This is a genomic window from Flavobacterium pectinovorum, assembly GCF_006438875.1.
GTDB classification, from domain to species: domain Bacteria; phylum Bacteroidota; class Bacteroidia; order Flavobacteriales; family Flavobacteriaceae; genus Flavobacterium; species Flavobacterium pectinovorum_A.
Genome location: NZ_RCZH01000009.1, coordinates 205,848 through 232,332, shown reverse-complemented (window position 1 = coordinate 232,332; position 26,485 = coordinate 205,848). Strand labels below are relative to the sequence as shown.

Sequence of the window (26,485 nt, the reverse complement as noted above, 5' to 3'; positions counted from 1 at the left end):
TAAAAACAAGATATCTCTTATTTTGGATCTATCAATTTAGTTTCTTCCGGTGAAAACTCAGGAACAATAGCATAAGTCTCAACTCCAGAAATTGCCATCTCATCCAAAATATCAACTAAATTACGATAAGTTGATTTTTTAGTTGGTTTAATAATGACAATAATTCCTTGTTTAGGTTTCCCTTTAGCTGCAGAATATTCTAGAACTGATTTCTTTCTTTTAAGAACTTCTCTACGAATTCCATCTTTACCATATGTAATATCTTTAGGTCCAGCAATAGGAGTCGCCAATAACCCCATATAATAAATTATTTTATTGTTTGCACCTAACATTACCGTCATTGTACGATTCTCATCTACCTTAACTGGTACTTCGTCTATTTTTGGATCTTTATCCGGTAGAGACAAATCCATAGATTGAGGTTTTGACAACGATGTGGTTAACATAAAGAATGTGATCAATAAGAAAGCTAAATCCACCATTGCCGTTAAATCGACTTTAGAATTCTGCTTTTTACTTCTTACTTTACCACCTTTTCCGCCACCACCGTCGCCGGTATTTAATTCAGCCATTTTAGTGTATCTTTTTTAATTAAAAGTCTTTTCCTCTCGTACCTGTAACTAAGTTAAAGGAGTTGATTTTCTGATCTTGTAAAATATCCATAATCTTTTTGATTTGTGGATACTGTTCTTTAGCATCACCTTTTATTGCAATTTGCAATTCTTTGTTATCAAGATCAATTGCAGCTCTTCGTGAAACCAACAACCATTCTTTTAATTGATTATCCAAAGAATCGATTGGAATTCCCGGTTGATTTGCTTTAGCCCTATCAGACGCTTTCAGAGCAATAATCTGCTTTAAATTTGCAACTGGAACACCGAAGTCATCCATTAATGCAAATTTAGTTTTATCATCTTCTGAAAAAGTCACACCGAATTTTGCACCCATACCTTCAAGAGTTCTTTTACGAATCTCTCTTCCTTTGATGTCAAAAAACACTTTGCTTTTCCCGTCATCACCTTTACCTATTGTAATAATTGCCAAATCTGCATCTGGTAATTTACTTTGTACGGTAGAAGAAGGCATATCTACAGGAAGTGCTTCAGGCACCTTAGCAGTAGCGGTCAAAATAAAGAACGTAAGCAAAAGGAACGCAACATCACACATGGCAGTCATATCTGTCGATGTTGACTTTTTTTTCATTTTTATTTTAGCCATTCTCTTTTATTTTTATTTTGATATAATTAATTGTAATTATTAAATATCAAAAATTAATTATTGTTTCAAACTTCCTCTGAATCTTCTGTAAGTATTCACGATTGTAGTACCAGCCTCATCGATAGAGTAAGTTAAATCATCAATTTTAGCAGTAAAGAAGTTATAAGAAACAATAGCTAAAATAGAAGTAGAGATACCTGTTGCAGTGTTGATAAGTGCCTCAGAAATACCTGTTGCAAGAGCAGCTTGGTCAGGAGTTCCAGCAGAAGCTAACGCACCAAACGCTTTAATCATACCTGATACAGTTCCTAATAATCCACCTAAAGTTCCTAATGATACTAAAGTAGAGATAATAGTCATGTTTTTTTCTAACATTGGCATTTCTAATGAAGTTGCCTCTTCGATTTCTTTGTGGATTACTTCTGCAGCTTCTTCACTGTTGAAACCTTCTTTTTTAACATCTTGATATTTAATCAAAGCAGATTTAATTGCATTTGCAACTGAACCTTGTTGTTTGTCACATGAAGCGATAGCAGCCTCGATGTTTCCTTCTTTAATACTAGCTTGTACATTTTTCATAAATGCATCTAAGTTAGCTTTACCAGCAGCTTTACCGATAACGATAAATCTTTCAATAGAAAAAACAACAACCATTAAAAACATACCTAATAATACTGGTACGATGAAACCTCCTTTATATACTTGACCTAATGTATTGATCGGGTGCCCTGTTTCTGGGTTACCACCCTCGAAGTTAGACGCATCTCCCATGATTACTTTCCAAATAAACACCCCAACTAAAATACACGCAACAATAATGATTCCAGTAATCATTCCTCCTCCATTTGAAGTGCTTTCTTTTTTAACTTTAACGTTTGCCATTTTTTTTAATTTTAATAGTTTTAAATAATTTTATTTTTTAGTTATATTTAACTTGTAGAGGAGCAAATTTATACGTTTAGTTTAAATAAAAAAACTTTTTTTAATTTTATTGAAGGAAATTTAACGTCAATTTAAAAAATATCTCATTAAATTGCCCACTTCCTTTTTTAGATAAAACAAAAAACAGGACGATTAATGGGAAAATTACAACGTTTTAGTAAATATTCAAACATTCCTTTGATATCTTCTTAAAAAGTTGCGAAATTATTTTTTGTTTTATTTTAAATCGAAAAAAGCTTTTTCCTACTAAAAAAAACAACCTAAAAATGTTAAAATATAGAGCAATACTCTTATAATCATCTAAATTACAAATAAAAACATGAATAAAAAAGAGAATTTCATTCAAGATATAAACAATGGATATTTATCCAAAGGCGATAGTATTATTTTAGGAGGCGCCATTTTAGACGGTGAACCTGTTGCTGAGGCACACGTGAAAATTCCTCTAAAAACATTAAACCGTCATGGTTTAATCGCAGGCGCAACGGGAACCGGAAAAACAAAGACAATACAAGTTTTTTCTGAACAGCTCTCAAATGCAGGGATCCCGGTTTTAATGATGGACATAAAAGGAGACTTCAGCGGAATTGCCAAAGAAGGAAAAGAGGAAGCGTTTATTACTGAGCGACATGCAAAAATAAATATACCTTATAATGTATCTTCATTTCCGGTTGAACTAATGTCTTTATCTAAGCAAAACGGAGTACGCTTGCGCGCAACGGTTTCGGAATTTGGTCCAGTATTATTCTCCCGAATTTTAGATTTAAATGACACTCAGGCAGGAGTTGTATCTGTAATTTTCAAATATTGTGATGATAACCAAATGCCTTTACTTGATTTAAAAGACATTAAAAAAGTCATTAATTATATTACAGAAGAAGGCAAAGATGAAATTTCAGAGAGTTATGGCAAGATTTCAACTGCAACAACCGGAACTATTCTAAGAAAAATAATTGAACTGGAACAACAAGGCGGTGACCTGTTTTTTGGAGAAACCTCTTTTGAAACCGATGACTTGATGCGTATTGATGAAAACGGAAAAGGATACGTAAATATCATTCGTTTGACAGATATTCAGGATAAACCCAAATTATTCTCGACTTTTATGTTGAGTTTACTAGCCGAAATTTACCAGAAAATGCCCGAAAAAGGAGATGCTGAACAACCTGAATTGGTCATTTTTATTGACGAAGCGCATTTGATTTTTAACGAAGCCAGCAAAGCATTGTTAGAACAAATTGAAACTATTGTAAAATTGATTCGTTCTAAAGGTGTGGGTATTTATTTTGTAACTCAAAATCCAATGGATGTTCCAAGTGGTGTTTTGGCTCAACTAGGATTAAAAATTCAACACGCGCTTAGGGCTTTTACTGCAAATGACAGACAGGCAATAAAAAAGACTGCTGATAATTATCCTACTTCTCCTTATTATAAAACAGACGAATTACTGACTAATTTAGGAATTGGTGAAGCTTTGGTTACAGCTCTGAACGAAAAAGGAATCCCAACACCTCTTGTAGCAACGATGATGCGCGCACCAATGAGCCGAATGGATATCTTGACTGCTGACGAAATCGAAGAGATAAATAACAAATCGAAGCTCGTTAAAAAATATATTGAAGAAATTGATCGTGACAGTGCCTATGAAATGCTAAACAAAAAAATTGCTGATGCAATACAAGCCAGTGCAGAACAGGAAGAACAAGCACCAACGAGATCTTCAAAATCAGAACCCAGCACAGCAAGTGTTGTTGGAAAATCAGTATTGAAAGTCGTAACTAGCGCTACTTTTATCAGAGGAGTTTTTGGAGTATTATCAAAAATGTTCAAGAAATAAAAACAACAATATCAAAAATCAATTACAATATCAATGTCAAATTTTAAATTGATTTTTGATATTGTAATTGACATTGATTTTTATTTTTGCAACAACTCCAGGATCTTATTTTCGATTTCAGGAGTGTTCCAGATGTTTTCTATATTATCCGTTCGTAAAACCTGTTCCATAATTTCGTTTTGGAAATCGCCAATTGCCAAAGCTTCTGTATAAGGACGATCGCTAAAGGTCACACGACTATAAAGCGGAATCCATTTATCAGGGTGTTTGTCAGAGAATGCTTTTTCTATTTTCTTTTGGAGTAAGAATTTTTCATCGGCAGTTTTTGTACTCATTTCCATGAAATTGCGATACGAAAGCTCTGCAATAGCATCGGCATTTGGTTTACGTGAGATTTGGTATTCAGAGAAAATCTTTTTCCAATCGTCTCCATATTTTTCAATCATTTCGTTCAAAACCGTAATATCTTCAAAACCTGCATTCATTCCTTGTCCGTAAAAAGGAACAATAGCATGACAGGCATCTCCAATCAAAGCAATTTTATCCTCATACGTCCACGGGAAACACTTCATTGTTACCAAAGTACTTGTTGGATTCTTAAAGAAATCTTCTGCTAATTTTGGAATCACCTCAATTGAATCCGGAAAGTTTTTCGTAAAGAAATCTTCTACCATTTTACGATCCGTCAATGAAGCAAAAGAATTTTTCCCTTCAAAAGGCATAAACAAAGTACACGTAAAACTTCCGTCTAAATTAGGAAGCGCAATCAACATGTATTCGCCACGTGGCCAGATATGAAATGAATTTTTATCTAATTTATGAGTAGCGTCAGCATTTGCAGGAATGTTTAACTCCTTATATCCCATATTCAAAAATTCCTGCGAATAATTAAACATGCTTTGGCGTTGCATTCTGTGTCTTATTCTCGAAAAAGCACCATCGGCACCAAAAACCATATCGTATTTTTTCTCCTCCCACTCGCCTCTTTCGGTTTCGCCTATATGCAAAGTTGCATCACTCAGCGTCACATCCCAGATTTTTTGGTCAAACAAAAAATCCGCTCCGGCTTCTTCAGCAAGATCAATCATTTTCCGATTCAGGGTTCCTCTTGAAATCGAATAAATCGACTCCCCTTCTTGCCCGTAATTCTGAAAATTGAGCTTATCAACCAAATGAATGGCACGTTTGCCCATCGGAATCGCGATTTCACGAACCGAATCACCAACACCAACGCCATCAAGTGCTTTCCAACCCCGATTAGACATAGCCAGATTAATAGAACGACCCGAAAAATTAATTTTGCGAATATCAGGACTACGATCATAAACATGAACGGTGTGACCTGCTTTTTTAAGATAAATTGCCAATAGTGATCCTACTAATCCAGAACCAACAACAGCAATTTTTAGTGAAGTTTGCATCAAGAAAAATCTAAATATAAGATCGTAAAAATAAGTAATAAATCTACAAGAGCTTAAAAATAAAGGAAATATTTATGATTTATATGTGCATGACCCGTTCATCCCGAAGCCTCGGGAGCGGGTCGTCCCGAAACTTCGGGATCCACTGTATTCCCGATTAACAAAAACTACGGCTAAAAAGCCTTGTTTTTCTAAATCGGGAGATGCCGTTTCTATCCCTCATGCAACACTCGTTTTCATAACAAAATCCTGTTTTTAATGATTTATTAGAAATCCGAAAAAGCGTATTTTCGTTGAAGATATAATCTCGTGAGTCGCATTTTTTGTCATTTCGACGTAAGGAGAAATCACACTAGAAGCTCCGCAAACAAAATCGCCAATCTTTGTAGAATTACGTGTGTGATTTCTCCTTACGTCGAAATGACAATATTGTGCTAAAACTTTGTGTCTTTGTGACTTTGCGGCAAAACTATAACCAAATAAATCCCATGAAAAGCGAACTATTACAATCAAACATCATCTTAGAAAATGAAAAAGTGTTATTACTTCCTATTGAAAACGAAAGAAATATCGAACTCAAAGAAATCATTTTTGACGATGAGATCTGGAAATATATGGGAATGTACGTTCGAAACGATAATGACTTCGAAAACTACATTCAAAGCACCTTAAAACAAAAAGCCGACGGAATTTGTTATCCGTTTTTAATCATTGACAAAGCCAGTAACAAAGTTGCCGGAAGCACCCGTTACGGATATCTAAATCATGCAAGCCAAAAATGCGAAATTGGCTGGACTTGGTACGGAACAACATTTCAGGGAACAGGTTTAAACAAAGCCTGCAAATATGAATTACTAAACTTTGGTTTCGAAAACATACAATTCAAAAGAATACAATTCAGTGCTGATCTTGAAAATAAAAAATCGCAAAGAGCTATTGAAAAGTTGGGCGCAATTAAAGAAGGAATTTTTAGAAACAATTATGTTGATTCTGAAGGAATAAGTAAAGATGACGTTTATTATAGTGTGATTTTCGAAGAATGGGAAGCTACTAAGCGAGACTATTTTGACGAATTTAGCAAAACGAATGACTAGAGTATAACTAAGAAAAAAATAGTATTTTAGCCTTGAGTAATATCATAGCTAATTACTCCAGAAATCATCAATCAATCACAATCACATGAAAAAATTAATCCTTCTATTCGCCATCCTCTTATTGACTTTTGGAGAAATTGCTGCGCAAACAGAAATTAAAATTCCATACGGAAACAATCCGGAAGCCGGACACTACAAGGAAATCAATGGTTTTAAAATGTATTATGAGATTTACGGAACTGGTGAACCTCTGGTTTTACTTCACGGAAATGGAGGTTCTATTAAAGGTCACGCACGTAGAATTGAATATTTCAAACAAACCTTTCAGGTTATAGCTATTGATAGCAGAGGTCATGGAAAATCTATTGACGATTCAAAAAAGCAATTGAATTATGTTCAAATGGCTAATGATGTTAGTGTTTTATTAGATTCACTAAAAATTAAAAACGCTAATGTTTGGGGACAAAGCGATGGGGGAATTCTTGGTCTTTTACTAGCAATTAACCATCCTGATAAAACAGCCAAAGTCGCTACTTTTGGCGCTAATATATTTCCTGGTAAAAAAGCAATCTTTAACGAAATTGATCAAATGGTACTTGATACCTTAAAAGCAACAAAAGACCCTCATACCAAAAATCTCTATACTTTATTAGCTTATCAGCCTAACATTACTGAGAAAGATTTGCAAAAGATAAAATGTCCCGTTTTAATTATGTCGGGCGACAGAGATGCTATAAGATTAGAACATTCGATTAAAATCTTCAATAATATCGAAAACTCTAACTTTTTTGTAATGCCGGGCGCCACTCATTTTGGTGCTTATGAAAAACCAGAGCTTTTTAATTTAGTTTTAATGAGTTTCTTCAAAGATCCGTTTAAGAAAACATCCAGTGTAGAATTATTTACAGGAAAAAAATAAGAGTCAAACAATTATTCAAAAACATAATAATCTCAAAATGAACCTATATTCAGAATATTATGTAAGCGAAAATTGTGAACGGTTTGTCAACAAAATTTGGTGTTTGGATAACAGTATCGGCGAAAGCCTGATCGAAAACAAACTCGTTCTACCTAACGGTTGTTTTAATCTGGCAATCGTTAGCGGAAATGCTATTGAGGTTCATACAAGCAAAAACAAATACACGATGAGCGAAGGATTCTACTTCTGTTCGCAAATGACCAATAAAGTTTTGGTTAATATTCAGCCTAAAACTAAAGTTACAATAATTCAGCTGCATGCGTGGACACTTTCGATGTTTCCAAAATATGATTTGAGCAATTTTTCAGATGCTATTCTCAAAATCGATCCAACCGAATTACCTTTCAAAGCTAAAATTGATTCGGGATTAAACAGTGATATTTCAGAATTACTAAATATCATAAATAATTATTTTGAGGAATTAAGCTTTTCAAATCCAATTAAAAATTCAATCGAAAAAATCTGTGAGATTATAAAACTTCACAACGAAGAAATTACAGTTTCGGAAATCGGGAAAAGTCTAAAGGTTTCGCAAAGATTGTTACAAATTAGATTTAAATCAGCAACCGGACTTACGATTAAAAATTACATTCAAATTCTGAAATTCAGAAAATCAGTTGATCAAATGGTGAATTCAAATTTGGATAAACTCAGTCTGACCGATGTTGCGCTTTATAATAAATATTTTGATCAGTCGCATTTTATAAAAAAGTTTAAAGATGTGACTAAAACAACTCCAAAAACGTTCAATTCAAGTTTGTATTTTCTTTCAAAAAAAAGATAAGATTTCGCATTTGTACAATTTTATGAGTGACGATTAAACTAATATTGCAAAATCATCAATCAATCAAATCAATCACAAAATGAAAATCAATACATCATTTTTCCAATTAAAAACAATTTTAATTGGTATTCTACTCTTCCAATTTCAAATTGGATTATCTCAGGAAGAAAAAAACTCAGAACTATACAAAACTATTATGTCGAGAGATAGTCTTCTTTTTAATATTGGCTTTAATACTTGCGACATTTCTCAGTTTGAAAATCTTTTTAGTGACAACTTTGAATTTTATCATGATAAAGATGGTCCTTCTGACAAAGCTATGTTTTTAGTCAATCTCAAAAAAGGATTGTGCCGTTCAACAGAAACCTATAAAGCCCGAAGATATTTAGTACCAAACAGCACCGAAATTTATCCATTATACAACAAAGGTGTTCTATATGGCGCAATGCAAATGGGAATCCATCAGTTTTATGAAAAATCAATTGGGAAAAATGAATCTTTTGCAGATGCGAAAGAAAAGTTTGGCAGCACTGCACGATTTACACATGTTTGGCTTTTAGAAAACGGTATTTGGAAACTAAGAAGATCTTTTAGCTATGATCATCAAACTGTTAATACCGCAGGAACAAAATCAGACATTTTTGATAATGATCAGGAAATAAAAAAATGGCTGATACAAAATAATATTCCAACTTTAGGAATTGGCGTTATCAATGACGGAAAACTACAGGAAATAAAAGTCTTCGGAGAACTTAAAAAAGGTGTCGCAGCGCCATACAACACCATTTGGAATGTTGCTTCTCTGACAAAACCCGTAACAGCAATCGTAATTTTAAAACTAGTAAGTGCAGGAAAATGGGATCTTGAAGAACCGCTTTACAAATATTGGACAGATCCGGATATTGCAAATGATCCAAATACGAAACTATTAACAACAAGAATTATTCTGAGTCATCAAACTGGTTTCCCAAATTGGAGGTATATGAACGAATCCGGTAAACTTGATTTTAAATTTAAACCCGGAACAAAATATCAATATTCTGGTGAAGGATTAGAATATTTGAGAAAAGCATTAGAAAAAAAATTCCATAAAACATTAGATCAATTAGCAGATGAATTAATTTTTCAACCTCTAAAAATGACAGATACGCAAATGATCTGGAATGATAAAGTAGATCTTTCAAGATACGCCATTGGTTACGACAATAAAGGAAATGCCTACGAGCCAACAAAAAACAAAACCGCAAACGCTGCCGACGATTTATTAACGACAATTAAAGACTACGGAACGTTTTTATGCAGTGTAATGAATAGCGACGGATTGAGCAAAAAAGTTTTTGACGACATGACAGCGCATCAGGTTGAAACTAAGAAAAACAAATACTTTGGTCTTGGATTTGAAATCTATGATTTAGGAAACAATGATTATGCATTATCACACGGCGGAGCGGATAAAGGTGTTCAAACCATCTTTTTATTGCTTCCAAAGACGAAACAAGGTATTGTTATTTTTACCAATGTTGACGATGGTTATAAGGTTTACGAAAAAATAGTTGCTCATTATTTGGGCGAAAATGGTCAAAAAATAATTGATATCGAAACAAAATGAGAAACACAAACAAAATCACAACTATGGCACCTATGATAAATATACTAATCCTTTTTATGTTGTTCTTAAGCAGACAAGTAACAGCACAAACAAATAGTGATGTTCTAAAAATGGATCTTCTAAAAACTGAAATTATCAAAATGGATAGTTTGCTTTTTGATGTTGCATTTAATCAATGTGATGCGGCACTTTTCAAAAAAATAATAGCCGATGATGTCGAATTCTATGATGATCGATCCGGATTGAGCACGTCTAAACCTAATGAAATAAAATCGTTATTGGCTAAATGTGAACGAACTGAAAAATTGACCAGAAAATTAAATTCCTGTACAATTGACAAATTAGGAGATTTTGGCGCCGTACAAATAGGTGAACATACCTTCTATATTGATGGAAAACCGGAAGGAACAGGGAAATTTATTCATATCTGGGAACGAAAAGATAATGATTGGAAATTAAAACGAATTGTGAGTTATGAACACAGACCTATTAAAAAATAGTATTTAAAAAGTGAAATAATTCCATAGTAATTAAGGTATTTGAAAAAAAAGTGATTAAAACTGAAACCAAATAAAACTTTTGTCGTCTATTAAGATTAGAGTCTCATCAAAAAGTATCGCTTTAATTTGTAATTTCGTCTAATAAATTAGATTACAAACGTTTAAAAAAGTTTCAGTCATCAAATCAAAAAACGTTTCATTAACCTTATTACTAATTATCAATCAAAATGAAAAATTCAATCAAACTAATTGCAGTTTGTCTTTTTGTGCAACTGTTTACCATCAATTTATCAGCACAGGACAAGGCAAAACAAATTGACCAATTATTGACCAAATACAATGAGTATGGACAGTTTAACGGATCTGCACTTGTTTCCGAAAATGGAAAAATTATTTTCAAAAAAGGATATGGCTCAGCCAATATGGAATGGGATATTCCGAATCAACCCGACACAAAATTCAGATTAGGATCTGTAAGTAAACAATTTACCTCGCTTCTAATTATTAAACTGGTCGAAGAAGGCAAAATAAAACTTGACGTTCCTATCACCACTTATTTACCGGATTATCCAAAAGCAAATGGTGATAAAATAACGATTCATAATTTACTTACGCATACTTCAGGAATTCCAAATTTTACTTCTTTCCCAAATTTCTATAAAGATCTAAGTAGAAACCCCTATAGTCCGGAAGAATTTGTAAAAACGTTCTCAAATCTGCCATTAGAATTTACACCAGGCGAAAAATTCAGTTACAGTAATTCAGGTTATTTTGTATTGGGATATATTATCGAAAAAATCACAGGAAAATCATACGAACAATATTTACAGGAAATCATTTTTACTCCTCTAAAAATGGTCAATACAGGTTACGATCACAGCGATATTATATTGAAAAACAGAGCTGCCGGTTATGAAAAACATGGTAAAGTTATCGTCAACGCTTCCTATATTGATATGAGTATTCCGTATGCCGCAGGATCTTTATATTCTACTGTAGAAGATTTGTACTTATGGGATCAAGCACTTTATACAACTAAATTGCTTTCACAGCAATCAATGGATTCTATGTTCAAAGCTTATATTCCGATAGGCGGAGGAGAAGAAAGTTATGGATATGGATGGTTTACGAGTGAAGTAAAAATCGGAGCCAAAGATAAGGTGAGAATTATTGAACATGGCGGAGGAATCAATGGGTTTAATACTGTTCTCTCCCGTATTCCTGCTAATAAAAATCTTGTTGTACTGTTAAACAATACAGGCGGAACTGTTTTAGGCGAAATGAATGAGGCAATTAGAGCAATTTTATACAATCAGCCTTTTAATCAGCCCAAAAAATCAATGGCATTTGAATTGCTCGATGTATATACAAATCAAGGATTAGCTACAGGAACTAGTACTTATAAAAAATTAAAAACTGATCCTACTTATGGCATAAAAGAAGAAGATATGAATCAGGTAGGCTATCAATTATTACAATCCGGAAAAAAGAAAGAAGCTATCGAGATTTTTAAAATTAATGTAGATACTTTCCCTAAATCAGGTAATACTTATGATAGTTTAGGTGAAGCTTATTTAGCCGATGGAGATAAAACGCTCGCTATTGCAAATTACAAGAAATCACTGGAACTGAATCCAAAAAACGAAAGCGGAAAAAAAGTTCTTGAAGAACTTACTAAAAAATAATCTTTATAAGATAAGTATTCAAGGACGGTAATCCTAATCTTACTAACTCCGATAGTTCTGGTTTATCACCAAAATTATCGGAGTTTTTTTATGTGAAATCTCATTTTCTGATTCCATATTTATTATAAAAAAACTATTTTAGCACTGCCAAAACAAATCTAAAATTACAACTGTTGCAGCTGTAATTTATACCAATTTATAACCTATGAAAAAATTAAAGAAGCAAACTCTTTTAGTGTTACTAGTATGCATGTTTATTCCTTTTGTTGCTATTTCTCAAACATCTGCACCAAAAGTAGCAATGCCAACACAACAAAATAAAATCATCATTGACAAAATTGTTGATGCAGCACATTACAAAAATTATGTCATAGATTTTTGCCTGACAACCATAAACGAAGCCGCTACAGCAGAAAAATGGAACGATCAAAAAACGCTTGAAACAACAGAAAGCATCAATTATAAAAACTTCAAAGATGCGGTTTATAATATGTTTGCGTTTTATAACGAAATAGACCTGGAAACTTTATTAAAAACATATCAAAAAGACACAGCCTTTCAAACTGCAAATGCAATGACAACTAACGATGCGCTTGCATATAATTTAGAGATATTTGCCAATGATGTTGTTCGTGGGAGATATATTTCTAAGTAAAGGTTCAAAGTTGCAGAGGTTCAGAGGAACAAAGGTTTTTTTTAGGTTCTGAGGTTCTGAGGTTCTGAGGTTCTGAGGTTCTGAGGTTCTGAGGTTCTGAGGTTCTGAGGTTCTGAGGTTCTGAGGTCTTCAAATCTTTGTCAAAGTTTAAACTTTGACAAAGATTAGGTAAGCCGAAACCTTTGTGCTCTTTGCAGTAAAACGCAAACCCTTTGCGAAACTCTGCAAAAAAACTTTGCGTGCTTTGCGGTAAAACCACACAAGCCAAAAACTTGAAACCTGAAACTTGAAACTTCAAAATCCCGAAACAAAAAAACCTACTCCCTTTTCGGCTTAAAAACCAATTTAGTTGATGTTTTTATAATCTCTTCTTTATTCAATTTCATTTTTCTGAATTTTCCGGCATTGTACATTTCCGCCTGATCGCTATAATGTTTACTAAACGGATTTCCGGATTGTCCGGTTGGCAGAATACTCCAACTGTTTTCGATATCTGAGAAATCGACGATTCTTCTTGTTGAAGGTCCACCTTTTACATAATATTTCCCTTCTTTATTAAATCCGAAAAACTGATTGTTTATAACTTCATTTGAACCCGGATCTGCAAAAGGACCAACGTTGAATAATTTACGTAATGCTGCTACTTTCCCTAACGGATGTTCGTGTTCAACTGTATGCACTTTTCCCCAATTCCAATCAGCAACCTGAGTTCCTAATTGTGTCTGAAGTGCCGCTACAGCTTCATGGAAAGATTTTGAAACAATTTCACTTCTGGTTTCTTTTACGTTTTTGGTTTTAATATTATCCCACCAAACTGAGTTTTCATTCTCAATTTGTCTCGCAATAATTTGTTTGCCTAAAGAGGTATCCAGAAATAAAGCAAGATTTTCAGAACCCATTTCATCTTCAAAAGTATTTTTTAGATATAAATAAATCCATTTATTGTAAATCGTTGGACCAACATCTTCCAAATTATTGGTTCCTTTCCATGATTTCAAAACTTCGATAGCTTCTTTTTCTTTTGACGAAAGTGAACTACTATTTACATTCGAAATTAAACTCTTAACCACGCCTGGCGCAATTGGAGAAGTATTATCAAAAATCATTTTACTAATCGCTTCTTTATCCCAATCTGATTTTGCATCCATTAAACCGGAAATTCTTTTGGCTCGATCTTCAGGCAAATAATATCCCGGATATAAATAACCATCAATTGCTTCCGGCTGATTGTTTGCCGAATAAACATAACCCCACTTCGGATTTTCAGATGATGGATTCTTTGAGAAATCAAGATATTCCTTAATATCATCTTTACCGCTTGCACCATCCAAAATAAGAAATGAATTCACTCCTTTATCATGTTTATAAAGTGTTCCTGTTGCCCACCAAGCTACATTTCCTTTAGCATCGCCATACATTACATTTAATCCCGGCGCAGCAACCAATTGAACTGCTTTTCTAAAATCGTCTTTGCTTTTAGCATGCGAAAGTCCATAGACGGCATCTAAAATTTGGATAGGTTGTTGCGTGTAAATCCATGACATTGCAATTGGATTTTTCTTGTCCAAACGATCTAAAACATCATTCATAATTGGTCCGTGTCGGCTTGATTTAACCGTCAAAACCACATCCAAAGTATCTTTTACTTTGATTGTCTTTTTTCTGGTTTCATAAGTTGCAAAACCTGTTGGCGTTTGATATTGGTTTGGATCTCCTGCTTTATTTTTTTCCTGATAAAAATCAATATCATCGTTTTCGAACATGGTCAATCCATAAGCATAATTACGATTATGAGCTAGTAACGGATATGGAGTTCCGGCTAAATAACAGCCGTATAATTCAAAATCTGGCGTAACTAAATGTGCTTCGTACCAAGTTGCCGGCTGTGAAAAACCAATATGCGGATCATTTGCAAAAATTACCTTTCCGCTTTTAGTTTTATTGGGTTCCGCAACCCAACTATTACTTCCAACAAATGGAGGAATTGGCGAATTATCCAACAATGCCGCTACAGATTTTGAAATCGTAGTGTATTCTTCCATATTCTCTTTAGAAATCTTAATTCTCGTCGTATTAAATTCACCTTCAATTCCTAAATCTTTCAAATATTCGGCTCCATATTTATCACGGACAAAAGTCAATAAAGGGTCTGTTTTTTGTGCCATTGCAAAACTAAATGACATATATCCAAAAATATTATAAACGTCTTTTATAGTAAATTTTTCCTTTTTTACTCCAACCAAAGTAAACTCGACCGGCGTTGGACCTTCTTCTAAATATTGATTAATTCCATCCAGATAAGCTATTGTCATTTTATAACTCTGACTGTTTTTATCTAATTTGGCAATGGCTTTCGCCGAAGCTTCTTCGATACCAATTCCGGAGAAAAACTTATCATTTTTAAGCGCAACAGATCCAAAAATTTCAGACAATCTTCCGGGTGCAATTCTGCGAAGCAATTCCATTTGCCACAATCTTTCCTGCGCATGAACATAACCCAAAGCCGTCATAGCATCTTTTTCAGAATCAGCATAAATATGGGGCACACCAAAATCATCAAAATATACCGTAGTTTCTTTCTCGAGATTTTTCAACTGAACTTCTCCCTCATATTTGGGTTTCAAATGAAAGATATAGGCACATAAACCTATTCCAAGAACAACAATCAACACCAATAGAACCAGCAGTATTTTTTTAATTTTTCTCATATTTATAAAAACGTATAATGATAAATGATTCTGTAATGATGTAACTTAATGTTTAAATCCTGTAAGGAACACCGCTTTTAAAAGTCTAAATTTATGTATTTAAAATCAATACTATAAATGTCTGTCTATAAAAAAATAGCAATAGTTGTAATTTCTCTCTTTCTTTTTGTGATTTTAGTCAATATTGGTCTCAATTATTGGATAAAAAAACAATTACCAATCATTATACACGAGAAAAACAAAACGGCTTATAATATTAATTACGAAAAAATTGAAGTCTCGCTTTGGTCCAGAGATATCAATGCGCAGACTTTATTGGTTCATCCCAAAAACCAACCAAAAAACACCAAAACAAAAACTGGTATTTACTCCAAAATAGAATCCATCACTATTAAACATTTTAATATTTGGGATCTGGCTTTTCACGATATTATTCAGGCCGAAAGCATTACAATCAACAAAGCCAGAGTGATTTTGTACAAAAAAGACGAAAAGCTTATAAACAATCGCAAAAGCATTCAAACTGAAATCATTGAGCCTTTTCGGAAAATTATTGCCGTCTCCAACATTTACCTCAACGAAGGAAGTGTCGACGTGGTTTCTCTGAAAACCAGTAAACCCATTTTTAGCATCAAAAACATTATCCTGAAACTTGAAGGCATATTAATCACTGATGCTACATTGAAAGAAAAAATTCCGATGCACTTCGAAAAATATTATTTGGTCTGTGATAGTTTGTATTACAAGCCAAATGTGTTTTATCATCTGAATATTGGTAAAATCAGTACAGAAAACAGCTTTTTACGAGTTACGAATTTCTCTTATTTACCCGAATTTACCCGCAAAGAATTTGTTCCAAAACTAGAGAAAGAAAAAGACATTTACACGATAAAACTTGATTCGGCAGATATTGAAAAAATGGATTGGGGTTTTAAAAATGAACGTTTCTTTTTTAAAGCAAATTCAATTGTTGCCCATCATGTTGACGCTAATATTTATCGCAACAAAATGCCGAAAGATGATTTGAGTAAAAAATATCTCTACAATGCATTACTTCGCAAAATTAAATTTCCGCTTCAAATCGATACGATACAAATTCTTAAATCGAAATTGGTTTATGAAGAAGAAATTGATTTTTCGAAAGGTCCCGGCATTTTAAATTTCGACCGTTTTAATATGCAGGTAACAAACATCAAAAGTGGTTTCGGTCTCAAAAAAATGGCCGATGTAAAAATCAAAGTCAATTGTCTGTTCATGAAAACGTCACCTTTAAACGTCAATTGGAATTTTAATGTTCTTGATCAAAAAGACAGCTTTCATATTCAGGGAACGATCTCGAATTTTAATGTCGCGGCAATGGAAAGATTTACAAAACCTTATATAAACACAACCTTCACAGGGAAATTTAATAAATATCATTTTAATTTTTACGGAAATGACGATAGCGCCAAAGGAAATGCAATACTTGATTATGAAGATCTAAAAGTAAAATTATTTAAAAAGAAAGATCGTGAAAAAGAGGCCAAACTAAAAACAGCCGTTGCTAATTTATTGCTGAAAAATGACTCTGGCGATAAAAGCAAAAAAGCTGACGTTGAATTGGATCGCATTCCCGAAAAGTCATTCTACAATTTTCTATGGAGAAGCATCGCAGAGTCTTTAAAAAAGATTTTGATTTAGATTATTTTTTTCGCCACGACCCGAGCGATGGCGAACAGACGAAGCAATTTCACGAATTAGCACGAATTCTTTTTAAACCAATACAACTAAAAATTAGTGTAAATTCGTGAAATTCGTGGCGACCATTTTTCAATCATTTTAAAACATGACACTTATCATGTTTTAGGTAAATTCTTTTTCCAACATTTGCTTTTATTTTAATTAGAAAACAAATGTCAAAAAAACCTTTACACACTTTTCATATTCCCGTTATGGGACTTGCATATACGATTGACAGCCCAATAAGAGTGGCACAATTTGGTATTTCATCTGTGGTTTCTATCGCCGATGATGATTTAATTGAAAAGATGCGTAATTTTTACAGCACCAAATTCAATTTCCCTTACGAAGAGATCAGTCAGAAATTTCAGGATTACAGAGCGGAAAGAATCACATCTTATCTTAATTTAGTTGACAAGATTGTAAAACAAAAATTCGACAATTTTAAAACTGAATTAGCAGAAAGCAAAACTGCTGTTGAAAATTATATTGCGATGTTACCTAATTCGTCAGACATCAAAAAAGGTTTTCAGAATTTGCTTGAAGATGGAATTTCTTTCAAAGAAAATATTCAGAGTTATATCGAATCACATCTTTCTGCCGGTTTAATCGATGTGAATATCATGACCAAACTTGATAAAGATAATTTCGACAAAAACGAACAGCTTCCTATTGAGTTTAATGATGCTCATGCGGCTTTAAGAGGTTTTGCCAATAGTAATCTGGAATCCTCGGTTGTACTTTCTGCAGGAATGAATCCGAGATTGTTTAGTTATTTTGAGAATTTTCCTGATTTCTTTCCAAATCAAAATAATGAACTCAAAAAGAAAATCATCTTAAAAGTAAGCGACTTTAGATCGGCAATGATTCAGGGAAACTTTTTAGCAAAAAAAGGTCTTTGGGTTTCAGAATACAGAATTGAATCCGGACTCAATTGCGGTGGACACGCTTTTGCTACAGACGGACTTTTATTAGGTCCAATTCTGGAAGAATTCAAACAAAAAAGGGATCAGCTTATTCAATCGGCACATGAGCTGATGATAAAAGTATTACAGCAAAAACAACTTCACACTCCTGAAAATCCTTTACCGCTTAAAATTACCGTTCAGGGCGGCGTAGGAACTGCCGAAGAACATGAATTTCTATTAGAAAATTACAAAGTAGATTCTGTAGGTTGGGGATCTCCATTTTTATTGGTTCCCGAAGCAACTTCTGTTGATAAAGCAACCCGCGAATTATTGATAAATGCTACAGAAAAGGATTTATATTTAAGTCACATTTCACCTTTGGGAGTTCCGTTTAATACTTTGAGAGGAACTACAAATGAAATTTTAAAACAAAAAAGAATTGAGCAAAATAAAGCCGGAAGTTCTTGTCCTAAAAAATTCCTTGCTTTAAGCAAAGAATACGATCCACAAGGAATTTGCACAGCTTCGAAAAAATTCCAGGATTTAAAACTCGAAGAACTAGAAATTGTAAAAGATACAATGTCTACTCCGGTTTTCGAAAAGACAAAATTTGCTATTACCGAAAAATCATGTTTATGTGTTGGATTAGCTAATGCCGCATATTTAGAAAATGATATTCAAATAAAAGGACAAGCTCAAGGCGTTGTTATTTGTCCTGGGCCTAATATGGCGTATTTTGACCAAGAAGTTTCCTTGTCTGATATGTTGGGTCATATTTATGGAAATAAATCAATTATAAGAACTGATAACAGGCCAAATGTTTTTGTGAAAGAATTAAAAATGTACGTTGATTATTTTAGAAATGAAATTGATACTATTTCTGGAGATATCACCAATTCTCAACTCAAAAAATGGAATACTTTTAAAGCCAATATTCTCGAAGGAATTGAATATTATCAAACTTTACTTTCTCCATCAAGTTATTTTGCAGCAGATATATATAAGATTAAAAATGACTTTGATTTTTATAAATTAGAATTAGCCGCAATTAAGATTCCGACTTTGGCACTAGTATAAAAATAGAAACCCCGATTCACAATTCTGAATCGGGGTTTTATTATTGTGGCAGATCTTTACTATCTATTCTTTTTTCTTTTTACTTCCGTCAATGATTGCACCTGTTCCAGTACCAACAGCAGCTCCGGCTAAACCACCAATTATGGCTCCTTCACCTTTTTTCTTACTGATAACAGCTCCGGTAACAGCTCCAACTCCGGCGCCAATTACGGCTCCCTTAGCGGTATTACTCCAACCTTTCTTTTTGGTTGTAGTTGTTGTTGCAGTTCCATCAGCTTGTTGATGTACTACTACAACTTTTTGAGATTCCGTTCTCTTTTCTTCTCTTAAATTTGCCATTTCCGTTCTCATCGAATCAATGACTTTTTGTCTATTGATCTCAACTTTCATCGAATCAATGCTAGCTTGTTTTGCCTTATTAATATCTACTTTCCCTTGATTTTGACAAGAAATGACAGATAAAGCAACTAGTAAAATACATAAGCTTTTCATGATTGTAGTTTTAAAAATTTATACACTACAAAGTTAGGGTCGCTTTATCTTGTTGTGGTTACATGATTTCGAAGAAAGGTTACAGAATTAGAATATGTAATGAGTTTGAACGCGGATGAAACGGATTGCTAAAGCAAAACACGGATTTAAACGGATTTTTTTTAATGCTGTTTTGTTTCACGCAGATTTTTACATATTAAAAAAAATCTCGCAAAGTCGCAAAGTCGCAAAGTTTTTTGTTTCACGCAGATTTAGCAGATCGAGCAGATTTTTTTTAATCTTTTTAATCCTGATAATCTGTGGCTTTAAAATAAAAAAACTTGCGACTCTGCTACTTTGCGAGATTAATTCGCTTTTACTTTCCTAAAATTCCATATTTTAATATCTGACCGAAATCATACATATCTTCATAAGAACAATAAAGAGGAACTGGCGCCAGACGAATAACATTAGGTTCTCTCCAATCTGTAATTACTCCGTTTTTCATTAAATAATCAAATAAGCTTCTTCCTTCTCCATGTAAAAAAACAGATAATTGAGACGCTCTTTCACTAGGGTTTGATGGTGTGATTATTTCGAAATTTCCTTTTACTTCTTTATCGATTTCATGCAAGATGAATTCTAAATAAGCTGTGATTTTATCTCTTTTAGCAATTAAAGCATCCATACCAACTTCTGCGAACATTTCTACTGAAGCCAAATACGGCGCTAAAGAAAGTACTGGTAAATTACTAATTTGCCAACCATCTGCTCCGTGAACCGGATCAAAAGTTGGTTCCATTTTAAAACGGCGTTCTTTATTATGTCCCCACCAACCTGCAAATCGAGGTAAATCAGGATTATTATGGTGTTTTTCATGAACGAAACAACCGGAAGCATTTCCCGGCCCGGAATTCATGTATTTATAACTGCACCACGCAGCAAAATCTACATTCCAATCATGTAATTGCAGTTTGATATTTCCGGCAGCGTGTGCTAAATCCCAACCTACTTTTGCACCTTGTTTTTGACCTGCTTCAGTAATTGTTTTAATGTCGAAAACTTGTCCGGTATAATAGTTTACACCTCCAATTAAAACCAAAGCCAATTCATCGCCAACTTCTTCAATTTTTGCCAAAACATCTTCGAGACGAATATTATGTTCTCCCTCACGGCGCTTGATTTCTACAATCGCATCTTCTGTTTTATAACCGTGAAAATGAACCTGACTCTGAAACATATATTGATCTGATGGAAATGCTTTTTCTTCGCAGATAATTTTATAACGTTTCCCTTTTGGCTGATAAAAAGAAACCATCAACAAATGAAGATTCACCGTCAAAGTATTCATTACCGTAACTTCTGATGGCAAAGCACCAACTACTTTGCTTAATGGCTCAGCAAATCTTTCCTGATAATCCCACCACGGTTTGTTGGCGTAAAAATGTCCTTCAACAGCAAGATCTGCCCAATCGTTCATTACTTCATCAATATACGCTTTGGTACGTTTTGGTTGTAATCCTAAAGAGTTTCCTGTAAAATAAATAACCCGTTTGTCATTTACTTTCGGAAAAATAAATTGATCCTGATAGTGATTTAATGTGTCTTGCGAATCAAGTTCTCGTGCGAATTCGCGTGTATTTTGAAAAGTCATCTGTTTTGTTTTGAGCCGTAAAAATAAGAAATAGTTTTTTTGTTTCAGGTTTCAGGTTTCAAGTTTAACGTTCTGCAAACCTGAAACCTGAAACAAAAAAACATGAAACCAATTTTAAATAAAAAAACCCATCATTTCTGACAGGTTTTATATTTTATTTGAACTATCTAATTAGATAATTAACATTGCATCTCCGTAAGAATAGAATTTGTATCCTTCTTTGATTGCTTCTTCGTATGCTCTTTTCATTAAATCATGTCCACAAAAAGCAGAAATCATCATTAATAATGTTGATTTTGGTGTGTGAAAATTTGTAATCATACAGTTTGCAATACTAAAATCGTGAGGAGGGAAAATGAATTTATTTGTCCATCCTTCAAAAGGGTTTAAAGTATTTTGAGAAGAAACTGAACTTTCAATGGCACGCATAGAAGTTGTTCCAACAGCACAGATACGTTTTTTAGCAATTTTAGCTGCATTTACGATATCGCAAGCTTCTTGTTTGATAATCAATTCTTCTGAATCCATTTTGTGTTTAGATAAATCTTCAACCTCAACCGGATTAAAAGTTCCTAAACCAACGTGTAATGTTACTTCAGCAAAATTAATTCCTTTGATTTCTAATTTTTTCAAAAGGTGTTTTGAGAAGTGTAAACCTGCAGTTGGTGCAGCTACCGCTCCTTCTTCTTTTGCATAAATAGTTTGGTATCTTTCAGCATCTTCTGCAGTTACTTCTCTATTGATGTATTTAGGAATTGGAGTTTCTCCAAGTTCTGTTAGTTTATTTCTGAATTCTTCATAAGAACCGTCATATAAAAAACGTAAAGTTCTACCACGAGAAGTTGTGTTGTCGATTACCTCAGCAACTAATGAATCGTCGTCACCAAAATAAAGTTTGTTACCAATTCTGATTTTACGAGCCGGATCAACTAAAACGTCCCAAAGACGCTGCTCTGAATTTAATTCTCTTAATAAGAAAACTTCAATTCTTGCTCCTGTTTTTTCTTTGTTTCCGTACAAACGAGCAGGGAAAACTTTAGTATTATTTAGAATTAAAACATCACCGTCATCAAAATAGTTGATAACATCTTTGAACATTTTGTGCTCTATAGTTTGTTTTTGACGATCGATTACCATTAAACGAGATTCGTCTCTGTTTTCTGCTGGAAATTCCGCTAAAAGTTCTTTCGGTAAATTAAATTGAAAATGTGATAATTTCATTTGAGAAAGTTATGAGTTATAGATTTTCAATCAGGATTATTTGAAGACCTGATTTTTAATCGTGTGCAAATATACGACTGTGAGATAGGCGTTGTCAAGTGTTTTGGTGTTTATTTTTAAAAGTCGTTGATTCAGTGGAGTTTTAACAACATAAAAAAACGTTTTTTTACCATATAAGTAATAATAAGTTCATTTAATTGGATTCTTTAATTTGGCGAAAGCCGAAAACAAAATATAAAAAAACCTCCAGTTAAAACTGGAGGCTATTCAAATTATGTTCAATTATTTTAAATGAACTTATATTACTTATATGGTTTATTATTATAACTCAGAAATTTGAAAATCTAAAGCTTTTAAATCATTCCAGAAATCAGGATATGATTTAGAAACTACTTCAGCATTTTCGATAATAATTGGTACTTTTAACGCTAAAGGAGCAAATGCCATTGCCATACGGTGATCATTGTAAGTCGCAATTTTTACATTATGATTGATATTTTCTGAAGCTACTAAAGTCAAACTATCATTGGTTACTGAAATATTAGCTCCTAATTTTGTTAACTCAATTCTAAGTGCTTCAAGTCTGTCTGTTTCTTTAATTTTCAGTGTATGAAGACCCGTTAAATGACAGCCAATTCCTAATCCTAAACAGGTTACAACAATAGTCTGCGCAATATCCGGTGTATTATTTAGTTCAAAATTTACGGTTTCAAATTTAAAATTCTCTTGTTTCACCAAGGTCATTTTATTGTCCTGAAAAGTAGTTTGAACTCCTAATTTCTCATAAAGCGATACCAATTCTGAGTCACCTTGTAAACTATTTTCTTTGTAACTGCTCAAAGTTATTGAAGCTGTATCTGCTAAAGCCACTAAACTAAAGAAATAAGAAGCCGAACTCCAATCTGATTCTACAACCATTTCTTTGGATACAACTTCGTTTTTTGGATATACTTTGATTACGTTTCCTTCAAAACTGGTTTGAATGTCTAAATCTTTCAGCAAAGCTAATGTCATTTTGATATATGGAATCGAAGTAATTTCTCCTTCTAATGTCAATTCTAAACCGTTCTCTAATTTTGAAGCTACTAATAAAAGTGCCGAAATATACTGGCTGCTTACATTTGCTGCCAAAGTTACTTTTGAAGCTGTAACTTTTTTTCCTTTGATTCTAATTGGCGGATAACCTTCTTCTTTTTCGTAAGAGATCTCTACTCCCAATTGTCCCAAAGCTTCTACTAAAATCTTTATCGGACGTTCCTGCATTCTGCTTGAACCTGTCATCACGACTTCGCGACCATCATTTACCGCAAAATAAGCGGTTAAGAAACGCATTGCTGTTCCTGCATGATGAATGTCTACAATTTCATCAGTTCCTATTAAGGCTTTTTGCATTACTTCACTATCATCAGAATTTGAAGTATTTGCAAGTGTAATATTTGGAAACAATGCTTTCAACAATAATAAACGATTTGTCTCGCTTTTTGATCCTGTTACTGCAATTTGTCCTTGTAAGTTATATTGAGTTGTTTGAAGTAGTAAATTCATTTTTTTTATTGTAAATTGTAGATTATGAATTATGAATGATTAGAAACGTAATTCGCCCCGCAATTTACCACTCCCCATTCATAATTCAAAATTCAAAACTCATAATTCAAAACTTATGAGTGATATTTCACAATTATTTTAATTTATCGTTGTTTTTATGGCGATCTTTATCTCTAATTGATTTTAAATTCATTTTTTTGTCAAAAGCGGCTTGTAAATCGATTCCGGTTTGATTGGCAAGACATAAAACTACAAAAACAACATCGGCTAATTCTTCGCCTAAATCTTTATTTTTATCACTTTCTTTTTCAGATTGTTCTCCATACCTGCGGGCAATAATTCGGGCAACTTCGCCAACTTCTTCCGTAAGTTGTGCCATATTGGTTAACTCGTTAAAATAGCGAACACCGTGTTCTTTTATCCAGGTATCTACATCAAGCTGTGCATTTTTCAAATCCATGATTATATTTTTTTAAGAATAATTTTTTCGTTTTGACTCGCAATCATTTTCTGAAAAAGTTCTTTCAATCCTTTGTACGCGTCAGCTGCAAAAATACTACTGTTAATTTCTTTTGTACTCAAAATTTGAATTTTATTTCCCTCACTTGAAATATTTAATGAGAATACAATTTCTTTACTTTCTGAAGAAATACGTATCGAAGCCGGTAAAGATTCTATGATATATCCTTCAGGAATTTCCAGATTTATTCCAAATCTTTCCACCGTTGGATATCCAAAATAAACTGCCATTTGTCTATTTTCCTGATTGAAGGGATTTTTGGTTCTGGTGAAAAACAATAAAGGATTGATAAATATTTTACCTCCTATAATTTCAGACTGATTATCTGATGCAAATGTGAAAGTTTCTAAAACCGGACCTGATAAATTGGTCTTTTTATTTTCGATGGTATAGTTTGAAATTTTTGAACCTCCTAACTGTTCTTCAAATTTTTCAAGATAGTTTTCTTCGTTTTTATCAGCATTATGAATTCTAAAATTATAGGCTTCATAATCTGTCCTTTGAATCCTTCCTTTTCCTTCCATTTTTCCATTAGCCTCTATCTTAACCATCAAATTAGACATTTCCCGGGATGCTGTGACAGGTTCTAAATTAATTTCTTGGGAAGCCCCGTCTTTCTTAATTAATCTTCCTTTCCAGTTTAAAACATTTAACGGTAAAATATTAGTCGCTGTAAATTTATGAGTTGCGTCCAGAAGTATTTGTTTTCCGTCGATTTCGGCAGCGGCAATCACATAATTAAATCCAGCTCGTGTGGGATAAACCGGAACTCCATTTTCGATTGTACTTACTAAAACCGGATTTGCATCTATGCCGGCTATTTTAAGCATATTGATCAGGATAAAATTGATTTCGGCTACATTTCCTGTTTGATCTTTATAGGCTTTTATAACTCCTTTATCAGTATAACATCCTCTGGTTTCGTCCCAATTCATTTTATTTTGAACGAACTTAAAAATGATATCTAATCTATCTGCCGGGGCTTCAACATTAGCCAATAATCGTTTTACATCTTCCAGTAAAAAAGTCCTTTCATTAAGTTCTTTTCCAAATCTTTCATCTTTAAAGATTGTTGTCGCGACACCTTCCCATGTAACTGTATAATCTTTATCCGGTTGATCGACATATCTGATTCTTTCCAATTCATGCTGAATAGATCCTCTGTAATTATCCGGATTATTAACATAAGGCTCATCGGTCAACGCCGGAATATCTTTTCCGGAAAAAATTGCATTAATTTGTCGGTACGAAAGTCTGCTGGTTTGATTGTGTTCGTTTTCAAAACTTTGACCTGCATTAATCAATTTTGAATCGGTATCGATTGTTTGTCGTCCTATCAAAATTGGTTTATAAATATACATTTCCGGGATTTCCGTTTTATACTCGAAATAATTTACGGGAATATCATACTGAATTTGAAAATCCGGAAGCTTAACAATATTCTCGGATCTAAGAACATATTTGTATTCTATTATTGAGCCTTCTTTTACGTTTGGCAGCGTAATTATTTTTTCACTCCAATATTTATTTATGTTTTTTGTAAAAATCCCTTGATTATCCAGTTTTGTTTTTACGATTTTTCCATTTTCCAAATTATAAGTTACTGCATCTGAAAAATCTAGTCTGTCTTCGTTTAGATTTTCATACCCAATATAAAACCGCACTTTTTGATTGGCCCAGCTTAGTCCTTCTTTTTTGTAAATTTTGATTCTAAATTCATAAACATTGTTTGCAGAGAATCCATTGTCTTTGTTATAAGTCAAAAAAGTTTTTCCTTTCTTAAACAAGATTGTTGCGGGAGCAGTGGTGTCTTTTGGATTTAATTTTTCCTGTAATTCAGCAATAGTTACTTTTCCTAATTCATGATTTTGCGCATTGCTTTTAGAAACACTAAAAATTGAAAATAAAAAAACTAATACTATACTTTGGAATTTCATA

Annotated in this window: 21 protein-coding genes; 10 read left to right on the top strand and 11 right to left on the bottom strand. The window is 33.3% G+C overall.

From position 1 onward, the window contains the following. Positions 1 to 17 precede the first annotated feature (17 nt). Genes EAH81_RS15340 through EAH81_RS15330 form a run of 3 tightly spaced genes read right to left on the bottom strand, consistent with a single transcriptional unit; the run spans position 18 to position 2,100 of the window. The gene (locus tag EAH81_RS15340) at positions 18 to 572 is read right to left on the bottom strand and encodes an ExbD/TolR family protein (RefSeq protein ID WP_140508638.1); all 555 of its coding nucleotides are present in this window, start codon (positions 570 to 572) and stop codon (positions 18 to 20) included. A gap of 19 nt (positions 573 to 591) precedes the next feature. Further along, positions 592 to 1,218 (bottom strand): ExbD/TolR family protein, encoded by a 627-nt coding sequence (locus tag EAH81_RS15335; protein WP_140508636.1) that lies wholly within the window; start codon positions 1,216 to 1,218, stop codon positions 592 to 594. A 57-nt stretch (positions 1,219 to 1,275) separates the two neighbouring features. Then, positions 1,276 to 2,100 carry a MotA/TolQ/ExbB proton channel family protein gene (locus EAH81_RS15330; RefSeq protein ID WP_140508634.1) on the bottom strand — a complete coding sequence of 275 codons (825 nt, stop codon included), beginning with the start codon at positions 2,098 to 2,100 and terminating at the stop codon, positions 1,276 to 1,278. 379 nt (positions 2,101 to 2,479) lie between these two features. On the opposite strand from EAH81_RS15330, the gene EAH81_RS15325 reads away from it, so the two are divergent. Then, complete coding sequence (locus tag EAH81_RS15325) at positions 2,480 to 3,997, top strand: helicase HerA-like domain-containing protein (RefSeq protein ID WP_140508632.1); 1,518 nt, start codon at positions 2,480 to 2,482, stop codon at positions 3,995 to 3,997. Positions 3,998 to 4,077: 80 nt separating this feature from the next. Here the strand turns inward: EAH81_RS15325 and EAH81_RS15320 are convergent, their stop codons facing one another. Further along, positions 4,078 to 5,418, bottom strand: coding sequence for an FAD-dependent oxidoreductase (locus EAH81_RS15320; RefSeq protein ID WP_140508630.1), 1,341 nt, complete (start codon positions 5,416 to 5,418; stop codon positions 4,078 to 4,080). A gap of 488 nt (positions 5,419 to 5,906) precedes the next feature. Here EAH81_RS15320 and EAH81_RS15315 point away from each other — a divergent pair, with 488 nt between their 5' ends. The 7 genes from EAH81_RS15315 (at position 5,907) to EAH81_RS15285 (ending at position 12,724) form a co-directional block, all read left to right on the top strand. Next, on the top strand, positions 5,907 to 6,512 hold the full coding sequence (locus EAH81_RS15315) for a GNAT family N-acetyltransferase (protein ID WP_140508628.1): 606 nt from the start codon (positions 5,907 to 5,909) through the stop codon (positions 6,510 to 6,512). 85 nt (positions 6,513 to 6,597) lie between these two features. Continuing rightward, the gene (locus tag EAH81_RS15310) at positions 6,598 to 7,431 is read left to right on the top strand and encodes an alpha/beta fold hydrolase (protein ID WP_140508626.1); all 834 of its coding nucleotides are present in this window, start codon (positions 6,598 to 6,600) and stop codon (positions 7,429 to 7,431) included. Positions 7,432 to 7,468: 37 nt separating this feature from the next. Continuing rightward, the gene (locus tag EAH81_RS15305) at positions 7,469 to 8,275 is read left to right on the top strand and encodes a helix-turn-helix transcriptional regulator (protein WP_140508624.1); all 807 of its coding nucleotides are present in this window, start codon (positions 7,469 to 7,471) and stop codon (positions 8,273 to 8,275) included. 79 nt (positions 8,276 to 8,354) lie between these two features. Continuing rightward, on the top strand, positions 8,355 to 9,884 hold the full coding sequence (locus tag EAH81_RS15300; RefSeq protein WP_140508622.1) for a serine hydrolase: 1,530 nt from the start codon (positions 8,355 to 8,357) through the stop codon (positions 9,882 to 9,884). A 32-nt stretch (positions 9,885 to 9,916) separates the two neighbouring features. Beyond that, a complete protein-coding gene (locus EAH81_RS15295) occupies positions 9,917 to 10,384 on the top strand; it encodes a nuclear transport factor 2 family protein (protein ID WP_241676571.1) in 468 nt (155 codons plus the stop codon). Positions 10,385 to 10,611: 227 nt separating this feature from the next. Continuing rightward, positions 10,612 to 12,069 carry a serine hydrolase gene (locus EAH81_RS15290; RefSeq protein WP_140508620.1) on the top strand — a complete coding sequence of 486 codons (1,458 nt, stop codon included), beginning with the start codon at positions 10,612 to 10,614 and terminating at the stop codon, positions 12,067 to 12,069. 205 nt (positions 12,070 to 12,274) lie between these two features. Beyond that, positions 12,275 to 12,724: a hypothetical protein gene (locus EAH81_RS15285; RefSeq protein WP_140508618.1), complete on the top strand. Its 450-nt coding sequence runs from the start codon at positions 12,275 to 12,277 to the stop codon at positions 12,722 to 12,724. A gap of 317 nt (positions 12,725 to 13,041) precedes the next feature. On the opposite strand, the gene EAH81_RS15280 is transcribed toward EAH81_RS15285, so the two are convergent. Then, positions 13,042 to 15,432, bottom strand: coding sequence for a penicillin acylase family protein (locus tag EAH81_RS15280; protein ID WP_140508616.1), 2,391 nt, complete (start codon positions 15,430 to 15,432; stop codon positions 13,042 to 13,044). 117 nt (positions 15,433 to 15,549) lie between these two features. Between EAH81_RS15280 and EAH81_RS15275 the strand changes: the two genes are divergently transcribed. Together EAH81_RS15275 and EAH81_RS15270 are read left to right on the top strand one after the other, a co-directional pair. Then, positions 15,550 to 17,112 carry a hypothetical protein gene (locus EAH81_RS15275; protein WP_140508614.1) on the top strand — a complete coding sequence of 521 codons (1,563 nt, stop codon included), beginning with the start codon at positions 15,550 to 15,552 and terminating at the stop codon, positions 17,110 to 17,112. A 212-nt stretch (positions 17,113 to 17,324) separates the two neighbouring features. Then, a complete protein-coding gene (locus EAH81_RS15270) occupies positions 17,325 to 19,136 on the top strand; it encodes a hypothetical protein (RefSeq protein ID WP_140508612.1) in 1,812 nt (603 codons plus the stop codon). Positions 19,137 to 19,199: 63 nt separating this feature from the next. Here EAH81_RS15270 and EAH81_RS15265 read toward each other — a convergent pair whose 3' ends face one another. The 6 genes from EAH81_RS15265 to EAH81_RS15240 form a co-directional block, all read right to left on the bottom strand. Beyond that, positions 19,200 to 19,628 (bottom strand): glycine zipper family protein, encoded by a 429-nt coding sequence (locus tag EAH81_RS15265; protein ID WP_140508610.1) that lies wholly within the window; start codon positions 19,626 to 19,628, stop codon positions 19,200 to 19,202. Between the two features lie 355 nt (positions 19,629 to 19,983). Further along, entirely contained in the window at positions 19,984 to 21,261 is a 1,278-nt protein-coding gene (gene kynU, locus EAH81_RS15260) for a kynureninase (RefSeq protein WP_140508608.1), read from the bottom strand. Positions 21,262 to 21,432: 171 nt separating this feature from the next. Continuing rightward, positions 21,433 to 22,482 (bottom strand): tRNA preQ1(34) S-adenosylmethionine ribosyltransferase-isomerase QueA, encoded by a 1,050-nt coding sequence (gene queA / locus EAH81_RS15255; protein WP_140508606.1) that lies wholly within the window; start codon positions 22,480 to 22,482, stop codon positions 21,433 to 21,435. A 321-nt stretch (positions 22,483 to 22,803) separates the two neighbouring features. Continuing rightward, positions 22,804 to 24,027: a 3-phosphoshikimate 1-carboxyvinyltransferase gene (locus EAH81_RS15250; protein ID WP_140508604.1), complete on the bottom strand. Its 1,224-nt coding sequence runs from the start codon at positions 24,025 to 24,027 to the stop codon at positions 22,804 to 22,806. Between the two features lie 133 nt (positions 24,028 to 24,160). Next, on the bottom strand, positions 24,161 to 24,487 hold the full coding sequence (locus EAH81_RS15245; protein WP_140508602.1) for a nucleotide pyrophosphohydrolase: 327 nt from the start codon (positions 24,485 to 24,487) through the stop codon (positions 24,161 to 24,163). Positions 24,488 to 24,489: 2 nt separating this feature from the next. Further along, positions 24,490 to 26,484 carry a DUF3857 domain-containing protein gene (locus EAH81_RS15240; RefSeq protein WP_140508600.1) on the bottom strand — a complete coding sequence of 665 codons (1,995 nt, stop codon included), beginning with the start codon at positions 26,482 to 26,484 and terminating at the stop codon, positions 24,490 to 24,492. Position 26,485 lies beyond the last annotated feature (1 nt).

Coding starts and splice junctions, on each gene's coding strand:
- EAH81_RS15245 (WP_140508602.1), bottom strand. CDS start 24,487: ATGGATTTGAAAAATGCACAGCTTGATGTAGATACCTGGATAAAAGAA.
- EAH81_RS15305 (WP_140508624.1), top strand. CDS start 7,469: ATGAACCTATATTCAGAATATTATGTAAGCGAAAATTGTGAACGGTTT.
- queA (WP_140508606.1), bottom strand. CDS start 22,482: ATGAAATTATCACATTTTCAATTTAATTTACCGAAAGAACTTTTAGCG.
- EAH81_RS15285 (WP_140508618.1), top strand. CDS start 12,275: ATGAAAAAATTAAAGAAGCAAACTCTTTTAGTGTTACTAGTATGCATG.
- EAH81_RS15295 (WP_241676571.1), top strand. CDS start 9,917: ATGATAAATATACTAATCCTTTTTATGTTGTTCTTAAGCAGACAAGTA.
- EAH81_RS15290 (WP_140508620.1), top strand. CDS start 10,612: ATGAAAAATTCAATCAAACTAATTGCAGTTTGTCTTTTTGTGCAACTG.
- EAH81_RS15300 (WP_140508622.1), top strand. CDS start 8,355: ATGAAAATCAATACATCATTTTTCCAATTAAAAACAATTTTAATTGGT.
- EAH81_RS15335 (WP_140508636.1), bottom strand. CDS start 1,218: ATGGCTAAAATAAAAATGAAAAAAAAGTCAACATCGACAGATATGACT.
- EAH81_RS15325 (WP_140508632.1), top strand. CDS start 2,480: ATGAATAAAAAAGAGAATTTCATTCAAGATATAAACAATGGATATTTA.
- EAH81_RS15340 (WP_140508638.1), bottom strand. CDS start 572: ATGGCTGAATTAAATACCGGCGACGGTGGTGGCGGAAAAGGTGGTAAA.
- EAH81_RS15315 (WP_140508628.1), top strand. CDS start 5,907: ATGAAAAGCGAACTATTACAATCAAACATCATCTTAGAAAATGAAAAA.
- EAH81_RS15250 (WP_140508604.1), bottom strand. CDS start 24,027: ATGAATTTACTACTTCAAACAACTCAATATAACTTACAAGGACAAATT.
- EAH81_RS15275 (WP_140508614.1), top strand. CDS start 15,550: ATGTCTGTCTATAAAAAAATAGCAATAGTTGTAATTTCTCTCTTTCTT.
- EAH81_RS15240 (WP_140508600.1), bottom strand. CDS start 26,484: ATGAAATTCCAAAGTATAGTATTAGTTTTTTTATTTTCAATTTTTAGT.
- EAH81_RS15265 (WP_140508610.1), bottom strand. CDS start 19,628: ATGAAAAGCTTATGTATTTTACTAGTTGCTTTATCTGTCATTTCTTGT.
- EAH81_RS15270 (WP_140508612.1), top strand. CDS start 17,325: ATGTCAAAAAAACCTTTACACACTTTTCATATTCCCGTTATGGGACTT.
- kynU (WP_140508608.1), bottom strand. CDS start 21,261: ATGACTTTTCAAAATACACGCGAATTCGCACGAGAACTTGATTCGCAA.
- EAH81_RS15320 (WP_140508630.1), bottom strand. CDS start 5,418: ATGCAAACTTCACTAAAAATTGCTGTTGTTGGTTCTGGATTAGTAGGA.
- EAH81_RS15330 (WP_140508634.1), bottom strand. CDS start 2,100: ATGGCAAACGTTAAAGTTAAAAAAGAAAGCACTTCAAATGGAGGAGGA.
- EAH81_RS15310 (WP_140508626.1), top strand. CDS start 6,598: ATGAAAAAATTAATCCTTCTATTCGCCATCCTCTTATTGACTTTTGGA.
- EAH81_RS15280 (WP_140508616.1), bottom strand. CDS start 15,432: ATGAGAAAAATTAAAAAAATACTGCTGGTTCTATTGGTGTTGATTGTT.